Raw genomic sequence first — 25,811 nt, 5'->3', positions numbered from 1 at the left:
TGAACGTCGTCTGAGGGAGATACGTCGGGCCACCATGCCAAACGAAACTCCTCCCGCCAAGCCGTAGAACCGACAGGACGATAACACCGGCGTGATTGTCTATTGGGAGATTTGCCGAGGAGCAACTATCTTCAACAGGCTTGTTAAATGTCCGACAAATATAGATTTCTCGGTCTAGCGCAGGGCTCGGCCCGCGTCATCGAACAGATGTACTACGCCGGGCGGAATAGTAATGTGAACCGTGTCATGCAGGGTCAGATCGGGCGCTCCATCGAGCTTTATGGTGACCAGTTGCCCATCGGGCAGTTCGACATAGGCCAGGGCGTATTCGCCGAACTGTTCGATAACGGACAATATCCCCGACAGATGTGCCGTGCTGGCATCCGTCGCCAGTTCGAGGTGCTCCGGGCGCACGCCCAGCGTTCGCACCGTTTCGAGGTTGGTTGTGCTCAAAGTTAACAGTCTGTTACCCGGAAGGGTCAGATGGTTCACCGATGGTGAAACCGGCAGGAAGTTCATCCGCTGGCTGGCGATGAAGCCGGCGACGAAGGTGTTGACCGGGTTTGAGTAGAGCTCCAGCGGCGTGCCGACCTGCTCGATATTCCCCGCATTGAGCACCACGATACGGTCGGCCAGGGTCATCGCCTCCACCTGGTCATGCGTCACGTAAATCATTGTCGCGTCGAGCGTATCATGCAGCTTGGCGATCTCGATCCGGGTCTGGGCGCGCAGCGAGGCGTCGAGATTTGACAGCGGTTCATCGAACAAAAACACCCGCGGATTGCGCACGATGGCCCGCCCGATGGCGACGCGCTGCCGCTGCCCGCCGCTCAGCGCCTTGGGCATGCGGTCGAGGTAATCCTCGATCTGGAGGATCCGCGCCGCCTCACGAACCCGCTGATCCACCTCGGCTTTCGGCGTCTTGGCCAGCTTCAGCCCGAAGGCCATGTTGTCGTAGACCGACATATGCGGATAGAGCGCATAGCTTTGGAACACCATGGCGATGCCCCGCTCGGGCGAGGGGATATCGTTGACAACTTTTCCCCCAATCGAGATATCCCCGCCCGAAATCGGCTCGAGCCCGGCTATCATACGGAGCAGCGTGGATTTTCCGCAGCCCGAGGGCCCGACAAACACCACGAATTCGCCCGAGGCGATTTCGAGATCGACCCCATGCACCACTTCGAGCGATCCATAGGACTTGCGCACGCCGCGCAGCGAGACGTCGGCCATGGTGAACCTCCTCAGGTTTCGATCAGCAGCGTCGCAATCTCGAAGGGCCGTAGCGATAGCGTCACGCCATTGTCCTTGAGCTCCAGTGGTTTGCTATCGCCATCCTCCATCAGGTTTACGACCCGCACCGATTTGACCGGCAGGCCAAAACTGATGGTCGCCTCGGCCCGGATATTGGCGTGCTCGAACAGGCGCAGCACCACGGCATCGGATTTTTCGGCCTTCTTGACGGTCTCCAGCGTGACATTGGGCTGGTTGACGCTGGCAAAGCTGAAGTTTTGGAACTCCGTTGCCGGATTGGCTGCATGGCTGAGCGAACCCACCACCGCTACCGGATTGTTGAAGCGTTCGGCCGCCCGATGCACGTCGGCTAGGTCGGCCACGCCGTCATGCACGAAGAGCGCATAGCGCAGGTGATGCTCGCACAGGTCGGCGTCGGGGCTGGGGAAGGTCGAGCCGCGCACCAGGGTCAGACGCACGGATTGTTCAAGGCAGTCATAGGCATACTTGCAGTCATTAAGCAGGGCGACGCCGAAGTCGGCTTCGCTCAGATCAACCCAACGATGCATCGATGCCTCGAAGCGCGCCTTGTCCCAGGAGGTATTGCGATGGGTCGGACGGCGGACATGGCCGAACTGGATTTCCGAACGGATTTCCGAGGTATTGAGATCAAACGGGAACTGCGCCTTCAGCACAGTCTGGCGCTCCTGCCAGTCGATAAAGGTGTCGAACTCGACCTGCCGCGCTCCGGCAGCCAGCGAAATGACCTGCACCACCCTGGACTTCTGATAAGTCCGTTCGACGCGGATCGCCGCGCGATGCGGCCCGGTTTCCACTACTGAAATCAAGGCCTTGCCATCGGCCAACGGCCAGAACTGTTCCTCGAAATAGCGATCGATGTCCCAGGCGTCCCATTCCATCGGCTTGTCTTCATAGGCGATCAGCCTATTGGCCGTCTTGCCGGGCTCCAGCGTTTCGCGATTGCGGGTCTTGTCGAAGACCGAGGTGATTTCGCCGGATGCGTCGAAGGTGATTTTCAACAGGTCGTTTTCGAGATGCTTTTCGGAGACCGAAACCGTGGAGGAACTATTCTGCGCGCCACCGGCCACGACTTGTCCCCCGGTCCAACCGAGGGGATAAAGGTCCGAAACCGGCGCTGCAAAGGCCGTCGAACCATCGGCCGAGACCAGTTTCTGGAACGGCTGGACACCGCCGTGGGTGGCCAGCGACGCGCCCTCCAGAGCGGATTCTGAACGGAAAACAACCAGGCCTGAACGGGTTTGACCGGTGAAATTGAACAGCCGCAGCTGCTCACCGGGCTTGCTAAACGCCTGTGCCGCAGAATGCCAGGGACCGTTTTCCGATCCCAGGGTCGAAAAGATCTGCCCGTATTCATTGTCGCTGTCGACATAGACTTCCGGAATGGACGTGCCCGGCAGGATGTCGTGAAACTGGTTGATCAGCACCAGCTCCCAGAACTCGGCCAGCGTGTCGGTGGGATAGGCCGCGCCGCTTTGGGTCAGCGCCATGGCACCCAGAAATTCCAGCTCGCGCAGCAGGCGCTCGGCCTTGCGGTTATTGGCCTTGTTCTTGGCCACCGAGGTCAGCGTGCCGCGGTGATATTGCAGGTAGAGCTCGCCATTCCAGGTCGGGAACTTATTGCCCGGTGCGTCCATCTTGGCACCGAGGCGATCGAGGAAGGGCACGATGCCTTCGAGCTTGACCCTTGGTGCGCCGGGAATGCCGCGCTCCATGCGGATGCCGCGCTCGATCATGCCACGGGTCGGGCCGCCGCCGCCGTCGCCATAGCCATAGGACATGACGACTTGATTGTGCACGGCCTTGGGCTCGTAGCGCTTCCAGGCGCCCATGGTTTCGCTGACCGAGAGATCGCCGTTATAGGTGGTGAAAATCTCTTCGCTGTCATAGCGCTGGGCGGTGATCAGCTGCGCCTTGGTCACTGTGCCGTCGATGCCTTTCCAGTGGAAACTGTCATAGGGATGCCGATCGGTGTCGTTCCAGCTGAGCTTGCTGGTGACGAAATATTTCAGCCCCGACTTGTCCATCACCTGCGGCAGGTTGGCGGAATAGCCGAAGGTATCGGGCAGCCAGACCGTCTTGGGGTCGACGCCGAAATTTTCGAGGTGGAAACGGCGGCCGCGCATGATCTGGCGGACCAGGCTTTCACCCGAGACGATGTTGACGTCGGGCTCGACCCACATGGCGCCTTCGATCTCGAACTGGCCGGATTTGACCCGCGCCAGCATCCGCTCCCACAGCTCGGGATAGTCCTTCTTGAGGAAGTCGAAGAGCACCGACTGGTTATACATGAAGATGAATTCTGGATATTCCTCCATCAAATTCAAAACGGTAGCAAACGAGCGGCCTGTCTTGTCGCGCGTGTGCATCACGCGCCACAGCCAACCGACGTCGAGATGGGTCGAGCCGACCGCGGTGATCTGCGGCTGCACCTCGGTATCGACGATGGCGTAGATTTCCGCAGCGATCGCTTCGGCCGCACCGAGCGAAGCCTCGAATTCCGACGTGTAGCCAGCGCGGCGATCCAGCGCGCGCAGGGCACGATCGACAATGTTGAGAATAGCCTGGCGGCGCGGGTCGTTCTGGTAGAGGCGCACTGCGACATCCAGCGGCGTCTGCAGGTCCCAATAGAGCTTTTCGGCCCGTTCGCTGCGGGTGTAGAAATCCACGGTAAAGCCGACCAGCGGCCGCTCAAAGAAGGTGAAGGCATTGACCAGCAGCACATGCTTGCTGCCCGGCACGGCATTGCGCTCGATCACCAGTTCGGTGTGATTGCCGTCCAGCGCCTGGGCGATCTTGCCATCGAGATAGGCGAGACACTGCGGGTCCGTCGAGCCGGGACGATCCTGCCATTGCGAGGTAAACTTGAGCACAAAGGTCTTGCCCTTCGCCTCCTCAGGCACCGTGACCTCGGCAGCAAACCAGGTATGGCCCTGCTTCTTGGCCCAGACCGAATGGGGCCCGAACTTCTCCCAGCCACTCCAGTCGGCGGTCAGCGCCTGTTCGGTGCTCACGTCGTCGCGCAGCACATGCCATTGCCAATCAACGCCCCCGACCGGGGTCAGGATCTTCTTTTCGAGGTCGGCGCAGAGCCGGATGAGCTTGCCTTCCATCTTGAGGTCATCGTCGAGCAAACCGAGCTTGGACGATTGGGGATTGGAATAGGTCATCCTTTGACTCCGACACCGGCGAAACCTGTGTTCATGTTGCGCCGTAACAAGAAATAGACGCCGACCGCCGGCGCTGCGTAGATGATGGAAAAGGCCGTCAGGAAACCATAGTTGATGGCCCCCTGCTGGCCGAATGCCGCGTAGAGGCCCACCGACATGGGAAAGGCATCCTGCACGCGGGCAAAGATCAACGGCAACAGGAACTCGTTCCAGGCGCCGGTGAAGGAGAAAAACCAGACCACGGCAATGCCGGCCCGCGACATGGGCAGCACGATCTTGGTGATGATCTGGAACAGGCTCGCGCCCTCCACATAGGCGGCCTCCTCAAGCTCGATCGGCACGGTGTCGAAGAAATTCTTGAGCAGCAGCAGGGTGAAGGGAAGGTTGAGCACGGTCAGCGCGATGATGACGCCGAGCTGGTTGAGCAGGCCCGAGCGCTGCGCCGCAAAATACAGCGGCACCAAGACGCCGGCCGAAGGCAGCATGCGCAGCAGCACCAGCGTCCAGAGGAAAGCATTGCGCCCAGGAATGCGTAAGCGCGACAGCGGATAGGCCGCCGAAATGCCGACCACCACAGAGAGCGTCGCCGTCCCCGCCGCGATGATCATCGAGTTGAGAAACTGCCGCCCGGCATTGCCCGAAACGGCCATGCCGAAATTGTCGAGCCCGAAGCGCTCAGGCCAGGCCAATTGCCCGGTCGACAGCGGATTGAAGGCATTGAGCAGCAGCCAGGAGAAGGGGCTGACCCAGATGACAGCCATGAAGCAGAGCGCAATGGCGGTGAGGCGGGAAGGACCGGTATCCATTATTTCGGCTCCCGCAGCATGCGCAGATAGACCAGCGACAACAGGCCGACGATGACCAGCATGGCCACCGAAATGGCCGAGCCGAAGCCCAGATTGCCGCGCGAAAAACTCTGATTGTAGAGGAAGACGGCCAGCGTCTGCGTCTGGGTGCCCGGCCCGCCCCCGGTCATCGCGTAGATCAGCGGGAAATAGGTGAAGGTCCAGATGGTGATAAACAGCATATTGGTGGCGATATGCGGCCGGATGATCGGCAATTGCACCAGCCAGATGCGCTGAAACGGCGTCGCGCCATCGACCTTGGCGGCTTCCACCACCTCACGGCTGACCGAATCCAGTGCCGCCGAAAACAGCAGGTAGGACCACGCCGTGCCCTTCCAGATATTGGCAATGGTGACGATGGGCAGGGCATATTCGTTGATGAAGTTGATCGGCTTGAAGCCGAAGGGCACAACGAAGATCGCGTTGATCAGCCCGGTCTGGTTGGTGGTGGCCGACCAAAGGAAGGCCGCGACGATATCGGGCAGCAGCCAGCCCAGCATGATGCAGACTTCCACCACGCTGCGCAGCGTCGACTGCGTGCCGCGCAGCAAGGCTGCCAGCAGGAAACCCAGCACCGACTGGCCGACGATGGCCGAGAAGAAGACGAAAATCACTGTGGTCCACAGCGATTCCAGGAAGCCTTTTCGGGTGAACAGCCGCTCGAAATTCTGCAACCCGACCCAGGACCATTCGACGGACTTTTTGCCGACCAAAGCCAGGTCGGTGAAGGAAAAGGCAAAGGCCCAGGCGGTGAAATAGAGCAGCGCGCCGATCAGGACGGCGGCCGGCAACATGCCGAGACCGAGGACGAGGAGATTACTGGTGAGCCAGGGATTGGCCTGGTTTTTCATTGTTTTGGCCTCTTGCTCACTCGGCGTTCAACAAGCTCGGTGTCATCCCGGCCTTGAGCCGGGATCCATCCTGAGATGCCTGTTCCAACCACCTTGCGGCCGTAATGAAATCTCGGGATGGGCCCCGGCTCAACGCCGGGGTGACACCGTGGGTGGGGCCAGATTGTGCCCCAAAAAAACACCCCAACCCGGCGGCACCGGGAGGACACCAGATGCCGCCAGATCGGGAGGTGACTGCTTTACTCGTAGGTTATGACATTCTCCTCGCCGAACTCATCGACCAGGGCGTCGTGATAGGTCTGGATGACCTCTTCCACTTCGGCCCCATCGAGCAGGTCGGATGTGGCCTGCTGGATCAGAGCTGAAACGGTCTGATAGCCGGGAATGGTGTCGCGGCCGGTGGTATCGGCAGCGAGCTTGGTGGCTTCGGCGAGGAAGGGGTCAGCCGTATATTCCGGGCTTTCCGAAATGTCAGTACGCACCGCCATGCGGTGATTGGCGAGGGTCCAGGCCTTGAAATTGGCCTCGTCGAAAATCGCCGTCACCAGCTTGAAGGAATTGTCCTTGTCGGCGGCATTGGCATTGATGCCCAGCGTCCAGCCACCCGAAATATTGGTGGTGGCCTTGGTGCCGGGTTCGCCCGAGCCCGGCCATGGCGTCCAGGCGACCTGGGCGTCGCGATCGGCGCGGCTGGGCGGGGCGTTGCAATCCCACAGGCAAGCATCTTCCCAGGAACCCGAAGCCAGAATGCCGAGCTGATCGTCTGCCAGGGCCTGGCGCACCGCCGCCGAAATATCGGTGGCATAGTTGAGATCGGCCGGGTTCAGCTGCTGGGCAACATAGACCTGATGATAGAGGTCAAAGGTACGCCGCAGGCCGGGCGAGTCGCCGATCCACTGATTGGTCTCGCGGTTCAGCAGGCGGTTACGATCGCCTTCCGGCACATCGGCCCCGAGCAGCGCCATATAGACACCCTGCATGGTGGCCGCTTCCGCCTGCTTGGTGCCGGCCGGCAGCTGGAACGGGTATTGCACGCCGGCGTCCTTGAGCTTGGTCGCGGCATCGAGAATATCAGCCCAGCTCTTGGGCGCCCAAGGCGTCGGAATGCCGGCCTTTTCGAAATTGGACAGATCGTACCAGAGCATGCGCACGTCGGTATCGGTGGGCAGGGCATAGACCTCGCCCTGATAGGAAGCGACTTCCAACAGGCCCGGCAGATAGGTCTTGAACTGGTCCCAGCCTTCGAGTTGCGGTCCGAGCGGCTCCAGATAACCAGCCGCCGCCAGTTCGGAGACCATGAAGCTGTCGATCAGGTTTACGTCGGCAGCCGTGCCGGCGCTCAGATCAAGCGCGATGCGCTGGTCATAGCCCTGCCCCGGCAGCTTGATTGCCTTGACGGTTTCGCCGGTCTCCGCCTCGAAATTGGCAATGCCTGACTCGATCAGCGAGGCAAAGGATTCCATATACATGATCGAGATTTCGGCACGTGCGGGAATGGCAGCGGCGGCCATCAGCGATAGTGCGGCTACGGTGGTCAGAAAGCCCTTTTTGAGCATCGATTCCTCCTCCTCAAGCTTGGGTTCAAGCTGGTGCCGCCTCGTTGGGCGGCGGTGCGCCGGATCCCTCATCAAGCGCAGACAGAGGTAACCACAAGAATTGCAACGTTGTAAACATGAATCGCATTTGGTCAGAATGGGTGACACATTCGCGCTAATTATGATTATTTTCAGCACTATAGCGTCAATGCAATCGTTTCAGGGCACTGTCACAAAAACTGCATCGTTGCAAAATTAGGGGATTTTGGTTTCCGGCCCGGTCGGTGTAAAAGCAGCTATTGGGGACGAACAGCAGCATGAACCAGAAGACTACAGCATCCGCCAAGGGACGCGTTACCCTGCGCACCATTGCGGAGGTGACGGGGCTCAGCCTTTCCACCGTATCGCTGTCGCTGCGCGGCGGCACCACGCTCAAGCAAGAGACCCGCGACAAGGTGGCGGAAGCCGCCCTGGCGCTGGGCTATGTGCCCGACCGGGCCGGCGTACGCCTGCGCACCGGCAAGACCAATGTCGTGGCCCTGGTGCTGGATGGGGCCGAGGATTCGATCGATTTCGCGCGACAGATGATCCAGGGCATTGGCGCCGCCATCAAGGGGACGCGCTACCACCTGACGGTGATCCCCGAATTCGAGCGCAACCAGAGCGCCGAAACGATCCGCTACATCCTCGACAATCGCACCGCCGATGGCGTCATCATCACCCATACCGAGCCGCGCGATGCGCGGGTGCAGATGATGATGGATGCGGATTTCCCTTTCGTCAGCCATGGGCGGACGGAGTTCTATACACCGCACCCCTATCACGACTTCCATTCGGAAGATTTCGCGACCATGGCGGTAGAGCGGCTGGCCGGCAAGGGCTGCAAAAGCGTCATGCTGGTTATCGGCGATGACAGCACCACCAATTACCACAATATCGTCACCGCCTTCATGAAGGCGGCGGCGCGGGCGGGGCTCGACGGCACGGTGCTGGAAGGCACCAAGGGCCTGACCCCGGCCGAAATGCGCAAGCTGGGGCTGGACCTCGCCACCCGCGACGGAAGGCCGGATGGCATTATTTCGGACAGCGAAATGCGCACCATCGCCCTGGTCGGCGGCTTGCAGGAGGGCGGCGTGGTGCTCGGCCGCGAGCTGCAGCTGATCTACAAGCAGACCTCGGGCATCTTGCCGACGCTGTTCCCGGCGCTCGACAGCATCCGCGAGGATGTGTTCGCCGCCGGCGGCGAGCTGACGCGGCTGCTGCTGCGGCGGATCGAGGGGGAAGCGATCACGGATCTGCAGTCACTGGCCGAGCCGCAGCCGATGTGGCGGAGCTGACGGCCGGCCAACTGGATGCCGGAGTGGCAACCACCTCTCCCTTGAGGGGAGAGGTCGACCCGAAGGGTCGGGTGAGGGGTTCGGAGGCCGGCGAAAGCACTTTGCCGCAACCCAGCCCTGAACCCCTCACCCTTCCCTCTCCCCCCAGGGGAGAGGGTACGCAGGAACCGAGGCATTCAGTTTGAGGCTAGTCCTAAGCTACGGCGCCCTACCTAAGCCGCCCGCACCAGCGGATAATCCTCAGCCGCATACAGCGCCTGGATGGCCTTGCCTTCGAAGCGCTTTTCGTTGACCTCCAGAAACGACCCCATCAGGGCCTTTTCCGGCAGTTCCTCGATGCAATAGCGGATGGCCTCAGAGGCCGAGTTGAACCGCTTGTACTGGGCCGATGCGCTCTTGGCGTAGCGCTTGGCGACGAAGAGTTCGGCCCGGGCGGCGTAATCGATGACCATTGGAATCTCCTTTGGATGCGGTGAGCTGCCGGCGCGAGCGGTCCTTGGGGACCTCATGCTTGCGCGGCAAAGGATAGTTCTGGCTCGTATAGAGCGCGCGAAGATCGTCGCCCGAAAATTCCTTGTCGCCAACGATAAGCCGGGCGCCGCGGAGGCTGACGGGGGCCGCTTCTTCGAAGGCAAAGCGGATGGCCTGGGCGGCGGTGCCAAAGCGGCGCGCGCCCTGGGCGGATGCAGTGTACCAGTCGCTGCCGAGGTAAAGCTCGGCACGAGCGTGGAAGTCTAGATGTGTCATTAATTTCTCATGAAGTCCGGTATGATCCGGATCTATTTTATGCCCGACTTTGTCGGGACAGGATAAACGGGCTCGCAGGAGCGAGCCCGGCAGTGATTACTTCAGCAGGGTCAGGTTGGTCGCGGAAGCCTTGCCATCACGGCCGGTTTCCATTTCGTAGGTGACCTTGTCGCCTTCATAGAGGCCCGAAAGGCCCGAACGCTCGACGGCCGACACGTGGACGAAGGCGTCCTTGCTGCCGTCTTCTGGCGAGATAAAGCCGAAGCCCTTGGTGGAATTGAAGAATTTTACGGTGCCGGTGATCATGGCTATAGCCTTGTGTTTCGCGCCCGGGCCAAATCGATGGCCAGAAAGCAGCATTGCCGCGCCACGACATGTGGAACGGGCCTAACACGCTCTCAAAAACAGGGGGTAGCGAAAACCGGCAGACCGGGGTTCAGATAGCCATCTGAGCTCAAACGTATGCAGGTCATATAGGCGCTATTGGCGGCAATAACAAGGCAGCGGCCAAATATTGCGAATCAGCCGCCTAGATCAGCACCAGCATTCCTTCGCGCACCTGGTCGGTGACATCGAACATGGTGTCGTCCTCGTCGCGGGCCGCGAAGGCACCAAGCGCCCGCAATTGCTCGCCGGAAAATTCGAGATCATAGCGGGGCGGCGACTTGCGGCCGGCCTGCATGGTGCTCGATGCCGACGAGCGTTCCCAGCCGTCGTAACGCCCGGCTGGCAAGAAGATGCCGCGGGCCAGTTCGAACTCGTCTGGCGCGTCGAAACTGACGGCGCGTGGTTTCTTGCCCTGGCGCATCAGTCGAACAGCCCCGGAGGCAGCCGGCCGATTTCCAGCAGCACGATCGGACGGTCATAGGTATCGGTCTCGACGTCGACTTCCTGGCTGAAGGCGACGACGCCGGCGCGCATCGGGCCGAGGCGCTCGGCCGTGGCGATCGCCGCCTCATGTGTCTTGCAGGGCTTGACCACGTCGGCGATGAGCTTGGCGCCCTTGAGCTTGAAACCCTGAACCAGATAGGCGGTCGTCATGGCAGATCCTTGTCGCTGTCAGCGCCAAGCGCCGATCCGCTGGTCCTAGCACATACCGGAACAAAAATAGAACATTTTTTGTGGTGGCAGTTAGATAGTTCCCCGGCGTCAGCTTTTCGCAAGGATCCGCGCCGCCAGATTGGCCGCTTGCACCCGGATATCTGGAATCGCCTCGATCTCGAAGAACCGCCCCCGCGTCAGCGGGCCGATGACCAGCAGCCGATCGGTCGCCTTGCCGCTGGCATCGACCACCGCACAATGCTCGTCCACATCGAGCCCGATCCGCAGCTCGTCCGGCCGGGCCCGGCCGGTAGCGACCAGATCGCGGATCACCGGATTGGAGCTGGACTGCACATCGACGCTGACGCCACCACAATCATAGACGCGGGCCACATCCATGTTCTCACGGAAAGTGGTGCCGCGACGGCGCACTTGCGCACGAGCACCTTCGCCATGCCGCTCGACGCCGACAAATTCGCCGGCCACCAGGCTCACCTGCCCACGCTGGATGGCCGCCACCATGCGGTCATAAAGGTCGGGCGGCAGACGATGGCGATGGATATTCCACCACGGCCGCAGATGCCGCAGGAACTGCCGCTTGCCGTGCTTGGTCCAGCTTTGCCAGATGCGCTGGTTATAAGGGCGTAGCCCATCGACGACGCTGCGCCAATCGCCGCCATTGGCCTCGGTCTCGCGCACCAGGGCACGGAACCAGGCCATGAAATAGGGCAGATTGGTGCCGAAGGGCACGTCGGCGGCATCGATGCTCAGCGGCTTGACGTCCTTGTGCCCCTTGGGCAGCAGGCCGTTGCGCGAGACGACGGTAATCGACCCGCGATGCTCGGCTTCCGATAGCGACACCCAGGCATCGACCATGGAAAGGCCCGAGCCGAGGATCATCACCTCGGCATCCCTGGGCAACGGCGTGTCACGTTCCGAACCGAGCCGCACGGCGATGCCGCGACCGCGCGACGGCTGGGTTTCATGCCCTACCGCCAGCGCCACATGATGGCTGACGAGGCTCGTGCCATTGTCGAGCACGGTCTCGATGCCGGTCTTGCCTTCGTGTACGGCGGTAACTTCATCGGAGACCACGACAAGCCGGCCGAGCCTGGACTGCCCGGCCTGGCGCAAGATATCTTCGAGATAGGCGCCATAGAGCCGGCGCGGCACGAAGACCCAGGAGCTGCCGCCTGCCGCATAGCCGCGCGTCTGCAGCCAGCGCGAGAAGTGTTCCGGATCGTCGGAAAAGGCGCTCATGCCACGCGCCGGCACATTGACGCGATGGTCGCGCTGGCTGGCCGAATAGGCGACGCCCTGGCCAAACTGGCCGCGTTTTTCGATCAGCGTCACCGCAATATCGGTGTTGGGATCGCGCAGCAGATGCACCGCAAGCAGGACCCCGCTGGCGCCACCGCCGATGATGGTGACCGATGGACGGCCCGTCACGCGGACAACCCCGTCAAACCCTTAAAAATGCTCATCGCCCGCTCCCTCGATGCCATTCTAACTCGATTGTTCGAGTCGTGATTATGGCCGGGCTTCATGCAGTTGACCAGAGTACGCGTGGAGATTGTTAACGCCGCCTTTCGGCAAACCCCTGCAATCGCTCAAAAAACAACGGGAACCAGCGGGCGCAATTAACGTTTGAAGACGTCACGGAGATGAAACACATGAACCTCAGCTGGTCCGGCCTCACCCATATTCAGCGCAATGCCCTGCGCAGCCTCTGCCAGGATGGCCCTTGCGAATTGCCGCGTGACCTCGGCGAACAGCTGACCAATCTGGGGCTCGCCGAACCTCTGACGCGGGGCGGCTACTGCGTCAGCGCGCTCGGCCTGACCGTTCCGCCATCCAGCCTTTAATCGCTAGCGACGGCGCGGGCTTTCGACGCGCGCATAGAGCCGCACCATATTGGTCGCCTCGGGGCTGAGCTGCCAATAGACCTGCGCCATCAGGTCTTTTTTCGAACCACTGCGCACCAGATCCAGCCCGAAAGCCTTCTTCACGGCGGCCTCCGGCGAGCTGACGCCATCAACCACAACCTCACCCGCGCCATTGGCTTCCGGCCGCAGGTCGATCACACGATAGCTGTGCGCCATGAGTTCAGCCTCCCTCCTTGGACCATTTGGTCCGCAGCTAGAGGGGCTGCCTCGGCGGCGCTATTACACAGGTTAATCCGAGGTCCCTTTGCGCTTCTGCGCAACCAAGCGCCGCGTTGGCAGTTGCGATAGGCGTGCGCCAGTGGGAGTGCCTATGACCAGCCAGATCGTGGAAGCCGAAGAACTGCTCCAGCCGTTCTTCAGAAAGCTGAACCGGCGCGACAGGATCGGCCCTGAAGAGCAGCGCGCCCTGGCCGAAGCTGCCGAAGACCGCCTGGTTTATGCTGCCGGTGAGGATCTGGTCGTCGAGGGCGAACGGCCCACCCGCTCCATGCTGGTGACCAGCGGCTTTACCTGCCGCTACCGCACCCTTCCCGATGGCCAGCGCCAGCTCACCGCCATCCACCTGCCCGGCGACTTTGTCGATCTCCATTCCTTCCTGCTGAAAGAGATGGATCATTCGGTCGGCGCGCTCAGCCCCACTACTATCATCACCTTTCCGCATGAGCGGCTGGTCAAGCTGACCGAGCGCTTTCCGCACCTGACGCGCCTGCTCTGGCTGCTCACCCTGCTTGATGGCTCGACCCATCGCGAATGGCTGGTCGGCATGGGCCGGCTTTCGGCGCAGGAGCGCGTGGCGCATCTGTTCTGCGAAGTCTATGCGCGGTTGTCATCGATCGGCTTTGCCAGCGACTATCGCTTCAACTTGCCAATCACCCAGGCCGCCCTTGCCGATGCCGTCGGCATTTCGACCGTCCATGTCAACCGCGTGCTGCAGGAGTTGCGCATGGGCGGCTATATCAGCTGGGATGGCGGCCAACTGGTGATCCAGGACTGGGACCGCCTTGTGGCGCTGGCCCAGTTCAATGACCGCTATCTGCACCTCGTACAGGAGCCGCGCTAGACATGCCTCGCTATTACTTTGACGTGCGTGACGGCGATGGTTCCTTTGTCGACGATGTCGGCGTGGAACTGCCGGACATGCACACCGCGGTGAAAGAAGCCCGCAAGGCGATTGCCGACATGGTGCGCGACGCGCTGCGGGAGGCCGAAGGGCCAGCGATTTCAATCCTCGTGCGCGATGGTGCCGACGGGCCGATATTGATCACCGTGACCATGACCACCGATGACCAGAGTTAGAAGCGGCCCTTGATCGAGGCGCGGATCTCTGCCGACGAGAAACCGCCGCTGTCGATCTCGCCGCCGATTTCGAGCCCGATGATCAGGCCCTGTTCGGTTTCGTATTCGACACCGGCATTGACCCGCGCCAGCATTGTCTGGCTGGCTTCGGCGCCATTGACCGTGCCGCCATTGACGCCGACATCGAAGCCTACCGACGGGGTCAGCCGGGCGCCATTGTCGAGAAGCATCTCATATTCAAACATGGCGCCGACGGTCAGCTGGTAGCGCAGCTGATTGCCGCCCGGCACATTGATCATGTCGCCGCGCGCATTGCTGACCACGTAATTATCGATGGTTTCCGAGGCCAGCGAGAAGGTGGCATTGGGGCGGATGGTCAGCGCATCGAGCTCGAAATAGCCGCTCAGCGCCGCCTTGGCATTGAGCCGCGTGGTGTCGAAATTGCCGCTGAAGGTCTCGCCGAACTGGGTCGACGACGCCGTGTTGCTGGAGCGGCCATAGAGCACAGTCGCGTCGAACGACAAGTTCTCGCCCAGCGCCACCGAGACATAGGGCCCGGCAAGGAAACCCTGGCCGCTGACCGTGCCCCGCAATTCGGTCTGGGTCGCCCAATCGCCCTGGATCATCACGCCAGCCATGATGTTGTCGCTGAGCAGATAGTCGGCACCAAGGGCAACCGTGCCGACGCTGCCCCAGCGGCCGTCACCTTCGGTGGAGGCATGCAGGGCATATTGCGCGTCGATCCAGATATTGAACGGCAAAGGCTCGTCGTCCATGGCCAGCGCCAGGTCGCTGGCAGCCTGGGCGGCGGCATAATTATGCCAATCCTGCAGGCTTGAGGTGAAGGCCAGGGTCTGGCTCGAACCGGTGCTGGTGGCCAGCACATTGCCGGCCCGTGTGCCGCTGATATTGGCGCGGCGCTGCAGGATATTGGGCAGCGGGATGGCATTGCTGATGACGCGCGAGCGATCGGCAACGAAGGCATTGGAGAGGTCTTCGAAGGTCTTGGCGATTTCATCGACCGCCGAGCGCAGGCTGAGCTGTGCCTGGGCCGGGGTCATGCCATCGGCGGTGACGGTGGCGGCGAAATCGACGCGGCCGCGCGCCAGGTCGGCGGCGGTCACCAGATAGGCGCCGCTGCAGCTCATGGTTTCACCAGCGCCGAGATTGGCCCGCGGGCAGTTGAAGGCCAGTGTGGAATTGACGGCGATATTGGTGGCCGCAGCCTGATTGGCGCCGACAGACAGGCGCAGGTTCACGGTCTGGCCGATCGAGAACAGCGCCTGAGCATCGGCCGTGAGCGAGACGGAGAGATCGCCAACCGGCGCCAGCAGCACGGTGACCGTGGCCGGGGCAGCGCTGCTCGGCGCATAATTGACGCTGCCGAGATAGCTGGCAGTGATGGTGTTGCTGCCCGGCTGTAGATTGGTCAGCGCGATATTGGCGGTGCCAGCGACCACCGGCACGGTGCCGACCAGCGTGCCATTGGCGCGCACTTCGGCCATGCCGTCATCGACCGGGAAGGCGGCGGTGACCGTGACGGTCGCCGTCACCGGCCGATTGATGACCACGCTGGCGTCCGACAGGCTGAGCACGGTCTGGGTCGATACGGTCGAGGCGATGACGCTGGTGCTATCGCTGGCGGTGTTGAACTGCGCATCGCCGGAGTAATTGGCGATGAAGCTCGTCGGACCGGCAAAGCTGCCGACCGGATAGGTGAAGCTGGCCGCGCCTGCGGTCAGCGACACGGTCTGGTCCGGCTTGCCGGCCGACTGCAGCACGACACTGCCGGTCGGGACAACCGTTACGCCGGTTGGCGGCACCACTGTGACCGTCACCGCAGCGCGGCCATCGGGCGTCATCGCAGCGCTGAAGCTCAGCGACGGCGTCGCCTTGGCCGCATTGACCACGACAGCCGCGGATAGCGATCCGGCGTCACTGCTGCCGGTGCCGGGGATGAATTGGGCGGTGAAGCTGGTCGGGCCAGAGAGTGGCGCGCTGGTGGTGCTGACCGTGGCAGCGCCATTGGTCGGCACATGGTCAAAGGCTACGCCATCCGCGAGGAAGGCGATGGTGCCGGCCTCGGGCTGGCCGCCAGATGGCCGCGTGACCTGGGCGGTCAGGGTCACCGTCTCGCCGGGCAGCACATTTAGGGACGAGGCCGAGAGCGCCACGGCGGTCGCGGCATTGACCGGGTCCACGGTGACGCTGCCAGAGCTGGGCAGAGTTAGCAGGTCACCGGCATAGTCGGCGACGATATCGACCGGATTGCCATCGGTCAGCGCCAGCGTGATGCGGGCGACGCCATCGAGACCCGGCAGCGCCGTGCCCAGCGTCATATTGGTCGTGTCATTGCGGAAGGTCACGAGGCCGGTCGGGATGATGATCCCGGGCGCGGTGATGGCGGCGCTGATGGTCAGTGCCTCGCCGATCTGCGGCGTCAGGCTGCTGGCGGTGACGGTCGTGGTGGTCGCCTGCTGGATCGTCGGCGCAGCCAGCACATTGAGCGACAGGGACAGTGCGGTGCTGCCGCTGTAATAGGCGTCGCCGACATATTCGGCGGTGACGAGATGGAGGCCTACCGCCGGCGTCACCAGCGTATGCACGGCCTGGCGATTGCCATCGACCGGCACGGTGGCAACCACCGAGCCATTGTCGCGGAACACCACATTGCCGCTGACCGGCACGCCGAGCTGCACCGGCACCACGGTGGCGGTGAAGGTCGGACTGGCGCCGAACAGGATATCGCCCAGCGGCGCGGTGAGCAGGGTCAGCGTCGGCGAGGTCACGGTGATGATCTCTTCGGCAAAGCTGTCGAGATCGGCGCCGCTGGTCGAGACGAAGCGGGCGCGGATGCGGTGTTCGCCGGGTGGCAGGAGCGTCGTGATGAAAGTGCCGCTGCCGAGGATCGCCGGCACGGTCAGCGTATCGGTGCCATCGACCGAGAAGATTATGTTGCCGGCGCCCGCCGCACCCGAGGCCGGGACGACGCGCGAGACATTGGCGACCAGCACGACGGTGCCGAGCAGCGGTACGGTGCCGGAAGTGCCGGACAGGGTGACCTGCGTTGCGGCGGGGGTCACGGTGATCGTATCGCCCACCACATCCGACGCTGCAAAGCCGAGGCTCACGGCATAATGCGCCGACAGCTTGCGATTGCCGACGGTCTGGAACGACAGGTTGAAATTTGCCGTACCATCGGCGGCGACGACGTCAATGCCGAGGATCGCGCCCGACAGGTCGTCCTGCAGCGTGACGATGCCGTTGTTGGCATTGCCGGTGGCCGTCACCACCCTGGCAGTGACGGTGAGCGGTTCGCCGACCACGACGCTGGTCGAGGAGGCGCTGAGGTTGATCGAGGTCGGCACGAAAAGCGGCGGCGTCAGGCTGACCGTCAGGCCATAGGTGGCGGTGCCGACATTGCCATCGGCATCCTGGGCGCGGACGCTGACCGTCGTGGTGCCCGGCAGCGTCGGCAGGCCGGAAATCACGCCGGTGCTGGTGTTGAGCGAGAGGCCCAGCGGCAGCGAGGTGCCGCCGGTTAGGCTATAGGTCACCGCGCCGACGGCATTGTCGGGGGCCAGCGACACCGAATAGGGCGTTGCCGTCACGCCCTGCGGCAGGCTGGCCGGCAGGTTGAGCGCGATGGGCGCTGCGCCGATGACCACGCTGAAGCTGCGCGCGCCGGTGAAGCCTTCATTGTCGGTGACGACCACATTGAAACTATAGGTGCCCACCTGGGTCGGCGTGCCGGAGATCACGCCGCTGCTGGCGCCGATGACCAGGCCCGGCGGGGCATTCTGCAGCACATAGCCATAGGGCGTGGCTCCACCGCTGGCCGTGATGGTGGTCGCCGGATAGGCGACGCTGACGCGGCCGGCCGGTGGCGTGCCGGAGATGGTGATGACCGGCGGAGCGATGGTCCACTGGTAGGACTGCTGGTTGATCAGCCCCTGGTTGTCGGTCACCGTGACGGTGAAGTTGAAATTGCCGGCTGCCGTCGGCGTGCCGGTGATGGCGCCCGTCGTCGGATTGAGGCTGAGGCCAGCCGGCAGCGCGCCGGTAGTGACGGCATAGCCATAGGGCGCATTGCCGCCGCTGGCCGCGACACTGGCGGTATAAGGCGCCTTGTAGACCGGCGTGGCCAGCGAGGCGGGCAAAGTCGTCGTGCCCATATTGCTGGCGATGACGAATTCATAGCTGCGCAGGCCGGTGAAATCATTGTCGTCGGTCGCGGTGATGGTCACGGTGGAAGTGCCCGCCGCCGTCGGCGTGCCGGTGATGGCGCCGGTCGTGGGATTGAGGCTCAAGCCCGCCGGCAGGGTGCCGGTGGTAACCGTGAAGCCATAGGGCGTGACGCCACCGGTGACGGTGATCTGGCCGTTGTAAGCCTGGCCGATGCGGCCGGCCGGCACGCTCCCTGCAAGCGTAATACTAGGGGCCGCGACCGCCAGCGTATAGGGAATGTCCGCTGCAAAGCCGTTGGCGTCGGTGACGGTCAGCACAATGTTGAAGGTGCCGTCCTCGGTCGGTGTGCCGGAGATGACGCCGGCGGCGCTGATGCCGAGGCCTGCCGGCAGGCTGCCGCTTTTCAGCACCACGCCATAGGGCGACTTGCCGCCCGAGACCGGCACCGTGGCATTGTAAGCCACGCCCGCGGTGCCGCTGGCCAGGGTGCCATTGGCGGCGATGGTCGGCGGATTGACCGTCAGCACATAGCTCGCCGTATTGGTGCGGGTATCGCTGCCGGTGACGGTCAGCGTGATGGGGAAATTGCCGGTGGCGAGCGTCTTGCCGGTGATGACACCGCTGGCATTCATGGTCAGCCCAGCCGGCAAAGTGCCGCTGGTGATGGCATAGCTCAGCGGCGTGGCGCCGCCCGTGGCGGTCAGCGTGCCAGTATAGGCCACATCGGCCGTGGCCGCAGGCAGCGAACCGGGCAGCGTGGCGGTGCCGATATTGGTGACGGTTTCCACGTTGTAGGTGCGGGCTACGGTGAAGCCGAAATCATCGGTCGCCGTAATGGTGAAGCTGCGTGCGCCCAGCGCCGTCGGCGTGCCGGTCAAGGCGCCCGTCGCGGCGTTGAAGCTCAGACCCGCCGGCAGGTTGCCGGTCAGCGCCAGCGTATAGGGCGCGGTGCCGCCACCAGCGATCACCGTCTCGGTGACGGGCCGGGTCAGCATATATTCGAGCGGCAGCGCCGAGAGCGTAAGCGTCGGCGGCGTGATGGTGAAAGCTACTGGCGCCGTGCCGGTGAAGTTTTTGGCATCGGTGGCCGTCAGCACAATGTTGAACGTGCCGGCCGTGGTCGCCGTGCCGGAGACGGCGCCTCCCGCACTGATCGCCACACCATTGGGCAAGGCGCCGCTGGTCACGGCATAGGTATAGGGCGCGGTACCACCCGTGGCGCTGATCGTGCCCGTCGCAGCCTGGCCGAAATTGTGGTTGTTGATGGAAGCCGTCACCGCAATGGTAGGGGCCAGCACCTGCAGGTTGAGCGGCACGGTGACCGTGTCGCCAGCGGCATCGGCAATATCGAGAATGAGGTTATGCGCGCCCGGCGTCGGAGCCGTGCCCGAGACCTGGCCGGTCGCCGGATCGAGCGTGATGCCGGTCGGCAGCGTGCCGCTGACAATGGTAAAGCTATAGGGCGATGTGCCGCCGGTAACAGTGATGCTCTGGTCGAAGGGCTGCCAGGCAGTGATCGGGCCGATATCGGCATCGACCACCAGCACGGCCGCCGCCTGAACGTTGAGCGTATAGCTGCGCGTGCCGGACAGCGTAGTCGAGTCGGTCGCCTTGATCTCGAATGTATAGGGACCGGCGCTGGTCGGCGTACCGCTGATGCGGCCGGTGGTCGGATTGAGCGACAGGCCCGGCGGCAGCGCGCCGCTCGCCACTTCATAGGCATAGGCCGGCGTGCCACCGCTGGCCGTGACATTCTGCGAATAGGGCCGGTTCTGCCGCGGCACGGCCAGCGTCGTCGGCAGCACAATGACCGGCGCGGCGACCACGGTCATCGAAGTATCGAGCCTTCCGCTGAAGCCATTGGCGTCGGTGGCGATGATGCCAAAGTTGAAGGTGCCATCCTGGCTTGGCGTGCCCGACAGGGCGCCACTCGTCGCATTGACGCTGAGGCCCGGCGGCAGGCTGCCGTCGAAGCTGAAGCTTCGTGGCGTGGCGCCACCGCTAACCGATGGCGTTGTGGTCGGATAGGTCGCGCCCACCGTGCCATTGGGGAATGTGCCGGTCACAGTGATGGTCGGCGCCACCACGGAGACAGCGTAGGACTGGCTGGCGGTGAAGTCATTGGCATCGGTGGCGGTGATGATGAAGCCGGCATTGCCGAGCTGGGTCGGCGCGCCGGTCAGCGCACCGGTGGCGCTATCGAGCACCACGCCCTGTGGCAGCGCGCCCATCGACACGACATAGAGCATGGGCGCAGTGCCACCCGTGGCGGCGACGCTCTGCGCAAAATCCACGCCGAACACGCCATTGTTGAGCGTCGACGGCAGGGTGATGGTGGTCGGCGGCAGCACGCGGATCTGCACTGGCAGCACGCCCGGCGCGCCAGCCTGGCCGGTCGCCGTGATAGTGAAATTATAGGTGCCGGCAGCCCCGGCCGTGCCGGTCAGTGTACCGGTATTGGCGTCGAGCGTCAGGCCCGGCGGAAGCACGCCGGCGGTGACGGCATAATTATATGGCGCGGCGGGGCCGGCAAAGGGCACGCCGCCGAAGGCGGTGAAGCTGCCCGAGAAGGCGGTACCGGACACGCTGCGCGGCAGGTTGGCGGTGACATGGATGTCGCTGGGCGGCGGCTCCACCGTCAGCGCAGTGGCAAGCGTCGCGCTGCTGCCGTCGAAATTGCCGCCAGCGGCATAGGTAGCGGTCACGGTATAGGTGTTGGCCGCGAGACCGTTGAGCACCAGCGTGCCGGCGCCATTGCTCAGCGCCACGACATGATTGGCCGTGCTGGCGGGGCTATCGCCGACCAGCGTCACGGTGACATTGCCCGTCGCCGGCACATTGCCCGGCGTGGTCTTGACCGTCACGCTGAGGCTGACCGGCTCGCCCGAGGCGACGGTGGCCTGGGCCGCAGTAATGGTGGTCACGGTCGCTGCCGGGGTGACCGAAATGACGACGCCCGTCGCAACGCTCGGCCCGAAATTGAGATCGCCGGCATAGGCGGCGGTGACGGTATGGCTGCCGGCCGCCGGCTGCGGCAAGGTCAAAGTGGCAACGCCTCCACTCAGGATGCCCGAGCCGACCTGCACGTTATCGACATAAAAGATCACCGTGCCGCCCGGCGTGCCACCAGTAGAGCCGGCCGTAGCGGTCACCACCAGAGCCGTGCCGAACGCACTGGTCGATGGGGCCGAAATCACCAGCTGGCTCGTTGCCTTGTTGACCACAAGGCTGGGCGACAGGGTGCCGGAACTCGGCGCGAAATTGGCCGCGCCATTGTAGGTCGCAGTCACCGTATGGGTGCCCGCTGTCGTGAATTGCTTGCTGAACGTCGCGACCCCGCCCGAAAGCGTCGCCGCCGGCTGGTTGACGCCGTCGATGGCGAAAACCACCGTGCCATTCGGCGTGCCATGTGCGGCGGTAATGGTCGCGGTGAACTGCGCCGTATCGCCGACGGTGATGGCGCCCGCTGGTCCCGCCACCGCAGTCTGCGTCGTCGCAACGTCGATCTCGACACCGCCACTGAGCGTGGCGGAACTGGCGCCGAAATTGCCCTGCGCGGCATAGTTCGCCGTGATGACATGCGGGCCGATGGTGAGACCCGAGGTGCTAAGCGTCGCCACACCGGCCGTGATGGTCGACGGGGCCTGCGCCACGCCATCGATGGAAAAGACCACGCTGCCGGTCGGCGGACCGGCGGGCGAGCTCAGCGTCGCGGTGAGGGTGACGCTATCGCCAAACTGCGCCGTGCTCGGGCTGGCCGCCAACGTCATCGCACTCGGTGCGGCCGCGAAGGTCACATTGGGAGCGGTGACGTTGATGGCATTGAAATGCGCATCCCCGGCAAAGCGCGCTTCCACGGTATGCGAGCCGGCCTCGAGGCCGGAAACCACGATGCTGGCCACGCCAGCCGTCGGCGTGACCGCAGGCTTGGTGACGCCGTCGATCACAAAGGTCACATCGCCCGTTGGCGGGCCAGATGGACCGCCCAGGGTTGCGGTGACCGTGAGGCTGTTGCCGAACACCGGCGAGGCTGGGCTGGTGCCGACCGAGAGCGTTGCATCGGCCTTGGTGACGACAATGCCACCGGCAATGCTGGCGCTGGCCGCGCCATGATCGGTCGAGCCGGCATAGCTGACGCTGGCGCTGTGAATGCCCGGTTCAAGTGCAGAGAGAGTGAGCGTTGCGACACCATTGGTCATGGCGCTGGCCGGCCTGGCCACGCCGTCCACGGTGAAGACAACATTGCCCTGCGGCGTTCCGGCTGCCGGCAGCGCCGTGGCGGTCGCGGTCAACGTGACGTCCTGGCCATAGCGCGACGGCGCCGGTGCGGCCGAGAGCGTCAGATTGGTATCGGCGACCAGCACCGGTAGCACGCCGGCCAGTGTGCCGCTGCTGGCGAGGTAATTGGTCGTGCCGAGATAATTGGCGGTGATGGTGTGGTCGCCGCGGCTCAGCGCCGTGGTCGAAAGACTGGCCGCGCCGTTGTTGAGCGCCACAGTGCCCAACAGCGTCGTGCCATCGCGGAATTCCACCGAACCCGAGGGCGTGCCCTGGGCGGCGCTGACGCTGGCCGACAGCGTCGTGCTCTCGCCCAGCTTGATGCTGGACGGGCTGGCGCTGACCGTGGTCGTGGTGGGCGCAGCGCCGACCACCATGGTCTTGTCGGTGGCCGTGCTGGCCAGATAATTGGAGGTGGCGACAAAGCGCGCGCCGAGCGTATAGCTGCCCACGGCAAGATTGCTCAGCACCAGGTCGGCCACGCCATTGACGAGGCTCGTCGGCGCCCGATCGACGCTGTTAACCGTAAAGATGACATTGCCGGCCGGGGTACCGCCGGAGGAGGTCACCGTGGCGCTCACCGTCGCCGAACTGCCGAAGGTCGGGGCGCTCGGCGTGAACGTCACAACGGTTGCGGTCGAGGCCGCCACGACGGTCTGCCCACCGGACAATGTACCATTGGACTGGGCGAAATTGGTGTCGCCGGCATAGCGCGCGGTGATGACGTGCGAACCCACGCCAAGGTTCGAACGCGTAATGCTGGCCGTGCCGGCGCCATTCAGCGCCACACCCGGCTGATCGACATTGTCGATACTGAAGATGACATTGCCTGTCGGCGAACCGGCGCCCGGCGCAACGGGGGCGACGACGGCGGTGAAGGTGACCGCCGCGCCCAGGGCTGGCGAGGGGGCATCGCTGGACAACGCTGTGGTTGTCGCCGCGCGCGCGACGGTCTGTCCGCCCGGGAGGGAGGCGGAACTGGTGAGGAGATTGGCATCGCCGGAATAGCTGGCGGTGATGGTGTGGCTGCCCACCGCAAGGCCCGGCAGGTTGAGCGTCGCCACGCCGCTGCTGAGGCTGACGGCCGGCTGGTCCACGGTGTCGATGGTGAAAACCACCGTGCCGGTCGGCGATGCGGCGCTGGCGCTGACCGTGGCAGTCAAGGCAATAGCCTGCCCCGCCACCGCCGGATTGGCGGAGGACGAGACGACCACGCTGGAGGCCGCCTTGTTGACCGTGCCTGTCGTCGCGGCGCTGGTACTCACCGCATAATTGTCGGCGCCCGAATAGGCAGCGGAAATCGTATGGCTGCCGACGCCGAGGCCGGGCACCAGCAGGTTGGCCTGGCCGCCCGAAAGGGTCACCGGGCTTTGCGCCACGCTATCGACGGTAAAGGTCACCGTGCCGCCCGGCGTGCCGCTGGCGGAAGCGACCGTGGCGGTGAGGCTGAGCGACTGGCCGAGCGCCACCGCGGCAACCGGGCTGATCGTCGTGGTGGTGGCCGCCTTGGTGACCACCTGGCCGCCGCTCAGCGTGCCGCTACTGGCGGCATAGATGGCGGTGCCAGCATAGTCGGCGGTGACGGTATGCGTTCCGGCGCCAATGCCGGTCAGCGTCACGTCGACGCTGCCACCATTGAGCGCCACCGGGGCACGCGGCGTGCCATCGACGGTAAACACCACGCTGCCGGTCGGCGTGCCGCTGGCCGAACTGACCGTGGCGGTAATGGTCGGATTGGTGCCGAACACCACCGAGCCGGGGCCGGACAGCGTCGTCGTCGTGACAATGGCGGTGACCGCATGGCCGCCGCCGAGGCTGCCCGAACTCGTCGCCAGATTGGCCGTGCCGGTATAATCGGCGCTGATGGTGTGATTGCCCACCGGCAGGCTGGTGCTGCTCAGCGTTGCGACGCCCGCGCCATTCAGCGCCGTCGGCGCCTGTGCCACGCCATCAATGGTGAAGACCACGTTGCCGGTCGGCGTGCCGACGCCAGAGGTGACGGTGGCAGTGAAGGTCACCGACTGGCCATAGATGGTGGTCGGGGCCGACTGGGTGACGGCTGTGCTGGTCGGCGCCTTGGTCACGGTCTGGTTGCCGCTCAGCGATCCATTGCTCGCCGCATAATTGGTGGTGGTGACATAGCGGGCCAGGATCGGCTTGCTGCCGACACCAAGACTATTGGTGGTGATCGTCGCGACGCCCGAACCATTGAGCGCCACCGGGCTCTGGTCGACGCCATCGAGAGTAAAGATCACCGAACCCGGCGGCGTGCCGGTGCCCGGCGCCGTCACGGCAACCGTCGCGGTAAAGGTCACATTGCTGCCGAACACCGCCGAGGCGGTGGAACTGGTGACGGCGGTCGTGGTCGCTGCCTTGTTGACGGTATGGCCGCCCGACAGCGTGGCGCTGCTGGCGGTAAACGAGCCATTGCCGGCATAGGCGGCGCTCACCGTGTGGCTACCGACGCTGAGCCCGGCCATGTTGAGCGTGGCGACGCCCGCGCCATTGAGCGCCACCGGCGGCTGCGCCACGCCATCGACGGTAAAGGTCACATTGCCGGTGGCAATGCTGCCATCGGGCGCGGTGATGCCAGCCGAAAAGCTGGCGGCCTGGCCGAAAACCGTCGGCGAATTGGAGGTCAGCGTCATGGTGGTGACGGCCGGCGCCGGAATACAGGTGACGGTTACCACGATATTGGTCGGGTCGCCCAGCAGACCGGGGATCAGCACGCCGGCCGCAGCGTCGTTCGACTGTGCAGTGGCCGCGAGATTCAGCAGCTCGATGCCCAGCACCGAGCCCACGGTGCCCGACATGGTGTGGGTCAGCGCCGTAGTGGTGGTCTGCGTCAGGTAGAGCGGGCCAGCCGACAGGATCAGGGTTGTTCCGGCTCGGGCCCGATCGGTGACATGCTTATAGGTGAGATGGTCGCCACTGGTGAAATTGGTCAGCAGGATGGTCTTGGTCTGGATCGGCGCTGATGGGCCGGAATAGTTCAGCTGGCCATTGTTGACAGCGGTACAGCCCAGCGATGCGGCCATCGCCATCGAGGCCAGCAGCAGCACCATCAACAGGGCGAGCAGCACGCTGAGCGTGCAGCGCCAGATGAGCTGGAGACCGGACTGGGCAATCGCGTGTTCCGCCGCCGAGGGTTTCTCCCCGGAATCCACGGAATCCGTCGAATCGCGCGAGCCACGACGGCCGAACGTTAAAGAAGACACCAGATACTCGCTGCTTACTAAACAATACGCAGCGTTCCCAAGTGCCGTTATGACATGGATGTATTACCAGAACTCTAAGCTCTAGTG

At 63.8% G+C, this 25,811-nt stretch carries 17 protein-coding genes; 5 read left to right on the top strand and 12 right to left on the bottom strand.

The features are described from left to right. Window positions 1-174: 174 nt before the first annotated feature. From ugpC to BM045_RS01600, 5 genes are all read right to left on the bottom strand, one after another. Window positions 175-1,233 carry an ABC transporter ATP-binding protein gene (gene ugpC / locus BM045_RS01620; protein ID WP_092179257.1) on the bottom strand — a complete coding sequence of 353 codons (1,059 nt, stop codon included), beginning with the start codon at window positions 1,231-1,233 and terminating at the stop codon, window positions 175-177. Window positions 1,234-1,244: 11 nt separating this feature from the next. After that, complete coding sequence (locus tag BM045_RS01615) at window positions 1,245-4,442, bottom strand: alpha-mannosidase (protein WP_092179256.1); 3,198 nt, start codon at window positions 4,440-4,442, stop codon at window positions 1,245-1,247. Then, complete coding sequence (locus tag BM045_RS01610; RefSeq protein ID WP_092179255.1) at window positions 4,439-5,248, bottom strand: carbohydrate ABC transporter permease; 810 nt, start codon at window positions 5,246-5,248, stop codon at window positions 4,439-4,441. Before BM045_RS01610 ends, BM045_RS01615 begins: the two co-directional genes overlap by 4 nt. Next, entirely contained in the window at window positions 5,248-6,138 is an 891-nt protein-coding gene (locus BM045_RS01605) for a carbohydrate ABC transporter permease (RefSeq protein ID WP_092179254.1), read from the bottom strand. Before BM045_RS01605 ends, BM045_RS01610 begins: the two co-directional genes overlap by 1 nt. A 239-nt stretch (window positions 6,139-6,377) precedes the next feature. Further along, complete coding sequence (locus BM045_RS01600; RefSeq protein WP_170848325.1) at window positions 6,378-7,694, bottom strand: extracellular solute-binding protein; 1,317 nt, start codon at window positions 7,692-7,694, stop codon at window positions 6,378-6,380. Between the two features lie 296 nt (window positions 7,695-7,990). Here BM045_RS01600 and BM045_RS01595 point away from each other — a divergent pair, with 296 nt between their 5' ends. Further along, entirely contained in the window at window positions 7,991-9,010 is a 1,020-nt protein-coding gene (locus BM045_RS01595; protein WP_092179252.1) for a LacI family transcriptional regulator, read from the top strand. Window positions 9,011-9,222: 212 nt separating this feature from the next. Here BM045_RS01595 and BM045_RS01590 read toward each other — a convergent pair whose 3' ends face one another. Further along, on the bottom strand, window positions 9,223-9,462 hold the full coding sequence (locus tag BM045_RS01590) for a hypothetical protein (protein ID WP_092179251.1): 240 nt from the start codon (window positions 9,460-9,462) through the stop codon (window positions 9,223-9,225). Here BM045_RS01590 and BM045_RS01585 point away from each other — a divergent pair. Further along, window positions 9,455-9,748, top strand: coding sequence for a hypothetical protein (locus tag BM045_RS01585; protein ID WP_139198670.1), 294 nt, complete (start codon window positions 9,455-9,457; stop codon window positions 9,746-9,748). The two genes, BM045_RS01590 and BM045_RS01585, sit on opposite strands and share 8 nt — an antisense overlap. 105 nt (window positions 9,749-9,853) lie before the next feature. On the opposite strand, the gene BM045_RS01580 is transcribed toward BM045_RS01585, so the two are convergent. The 4 genes from BM045_RS01580 to BM045_RS01565 all read right to left on the bottom strand — a co-directional run bounded on the left by BM045_RS01580 (window position 9,854) and on the right by BM045_RS01565 (window position 12,247). Further along, window positions 9,854-10,063, bottom strand: a complete 210-nt coding sequence (locus BM045_RS01580) for a cold-shock protein (protein ID WP_092179249.1) — start codon at window positions 10,061-10,063, stop codon at window positions 9,854-9,856. Between the two features lie 223 nt (window positions 10,064-10,286). Continuing rightward, entirely contained in the window at window positions 10,287-10,565 is a 279-nt protein-coding gene (locus tag BM045_RS01575; RefSeq protein ID WP_092179248.1) for a hypothetical protein, read from the bottom strand. Continuing rightward, a complete protein-coding gene (locus tag BM045_RS01570; protein ID WP_092179247.1) occupies window positions 10,565-10,798 on the bottom strand; it encodes a hypothetical protein in 234 nt (77 codons plus the stop codon). The genes BM045_RS01575 and BM045_RS01570 overlap by 1 nt, the downstream gene beginning before the upstream one ends. A gap of 108 nt (window positions 10,799-10,906) precedes the next feature. Beyond that, window positions 10,907-12,247, bottom strand: coding sequence for an FAD/NAD(P)-binding protein (locus tag BM045_RS01565; RefSeq protein ID WP_092179246.1), 1,341 nt, complete (start codon window positions 12,245-12,247; stop codon window positions 10,907-10,909). A 224-nt stretch (window positions 12,248-12,471) separates the two neighbouring features. Here BM045_RS01565 and BM045_RS01560 point away from each other — a divergent pair, with 224 nt between their 5' ends. Next, a complete protein-coding gene (locus BM045_RS01560) occupies window positions 12,472-12,663 on the top strand; it encodes a hypothetical protein (protein WP_092179245.1) in 192 nt (63 codons plus the stop codon). Window positions 12,664-12,666: 3 nt separating this feature from the next. Here BM045_RS01560 and BM045_RS01555 read toward each other — a convergent pair whose 3' ends face one another. Continuing rightward, window positions 12,667-12,900, bottom strand: coding sequence for a hypothetical protein (locus BM045_RS01555; protein WP_092179244.1), 234 nt, complete (start codon window positions 12,898-12,900; stop codon window positions 12,667-12,669). A 154-nt stretch (window positions 12,901-13,054) separates the two neighbouring features. Between BM045_RS01555 and BM045_RS01550 the strand changes: the two genes are divergently transcribed. Together BM045_RS01550 and BM045_RS01545 are read left to right on the top strand one after the other, a co-directional pair. Beyond that, window positions 13,055-13,804 carry a Crp/Fnr family transcriptional regulator gene (locus tag BM045_RS01550; RefSeq protein WP_092179243.1) on the top strand — a complete coding sequence of 250 codons (750 nt, stop codon included), beginning with the start codon at window positions 13,055-13,057 and terminating at the stop codon, window positions 13,802-13,804. 2 nt (window positions 13,805-13,806) lie between these two features. After that, the gene (locus BM045_RS01545; RefSeq protein ID WP_092179242.1) at window positions 13,807-14,040 is read left to right on the top strand and encodes a DUF6894 family protein; all 234 of its coding nucleotides are present in this window, start codon (window positions 13,807-13,809) and stop codon (window positions 14,038-14,040) included. Here the strand turns inward: BM045_RS01545 and BM045_RS01540 are convergent. Continuing rightward, window positions 14,037-25,724 (bottom strand): Ig-like domain repeat protein, encoded by an 11,688-nt coding sequence (locus BM045_RS01540; protein ID WP_139198669.1) that lies wholly within the window; start codon window positions 25,722-25,724, stop codon window positions 14,037-14,039. The two genes, BM045_RS01545 and BM045_RS01540, sit on opposite strands and share 4 nt — an antisense overlap. Between the last annotated feature and the right edge of the window lie 87 nt (window positions 25,725-25,811).

Origin of the sequence: Devosia sp. YR412 (assembly GCF_900110945.1) — a bacterium.
Lineage (GTDB): Bacteria > Pseudomonadota > Alphaproteobacteria > Rhizobiales > Devosiaceae > Devosia.
The sequence above is the reverse complement of the archived record's forward strand: the minus strand, read 5'-3'. Positions and strand labels throughout refer to the sequence as shown.

Bases quoted from the DNA above. Each gene is read 5' to 3' on its own strand.
- ugpC (WP_092179257.1), bottom strand. From the start codon at position 1,233: ATGGCCGACGTCTCGCTGCGCGGCGTGCGCAAGTCCTATGGATCGCTC.
- BM045_RS01615 (WP_092179256.1), bottom strand. From the start codon at position 4,442: ATGACCTATTCCAATCCCCAATCGTCCAAGCTCGGTTTGCTCGACGAT.
- BM045_RS01610 (WP_092179255.1), bottom strand. From the start codon at position 5,248: ATGGATACCGGTCCTTCCCGCCTCACCGCCATTGCGCTCTGCTTCATG.
- BM045_RS01605 (WP_092179254.1), bottom strand. From the start codon at position 6,138: ATGAAAAACCAGGCCAATCCCTGGCTCACCAGTAATCTCCTCGTCCTC.
- BM045_RS01600 (WP_170848325.1), bottom strand. From the start codon at position 7,694: ATGCTCAAAAAGGGCTTTCTGACCACCGTAGCCGCACTATCGCTGATG.
- BM045_RS01595 (WP_092179252.1), top strand. From the start codon at position 7,991: ATGAACCAGAAGACTACAGCATCCGCCAAGGGACGCGTTACCCTGCGC.
- BM045_RS01585 (WP_139198670.1), top strand. From the start codon at position 9,455: ATGACCATTGGAATCTCCTTTGGATGCGGTGAGCTGCCGGCGCGAGCG.
- BM045_RS01590 (WP_092179251.1), bottom strand. From the start codon at position 9,462: ATGGTCATCGATTACGCCGCCCGGGCCGAACTCTTCGTCGCCAAGCGC.
- BM045_RS01580 (WP_092179249.1), bottom strand. From the start codon at position 10,063: ATGATCACCGGCACCGTAAAATTCTTCAATTCCACCAAGGGCTTCGGC.
- BM045_RS01575 (WP_092179248.1), bottom strand. From the start codon at position 10,565: ATGCGCCAGGGCAAGAAACCACGCGCCGTCAGTTTCGACGCGCCAGAC.
- BM045_RS01570 (WP_092179247.1), bottom strand. From the start codon at position 10,798: ATGACGACCGCCTATCTGGTTCAGGGTTTCAAGCTCAAGGGCGCCAAG.
- BM045_RS01560 (WP_092179245.1), top strand. From the start codon at position 12,472: ATGAACCTCAGCTGGTCCGGCCTCACCCATATTCAGCGCAATGCCCTG.
- BM045_RS01555 (WP_092179244.1), bottom strand. From the start codon at position 12,900: ATGGCGCACAGCTATCGTGTGATCGACCTGCGGCCGGAAGCCAATGGC.
- BM045_RS01550 (WP_092179243.1), top strand. From the start codon at position 13,055: ATGACCAGCCAGATCGTGGAAGCCGAAGAACTGCTCCAGCCGTTCTTC.
- BM045_RS01545 (WP_092179242.1), top strand. From the start codon at position 13,807: ATGCCTCGCTATTACTTTGACGTGCGTGACGGCGATGGTTCCTTTGTC.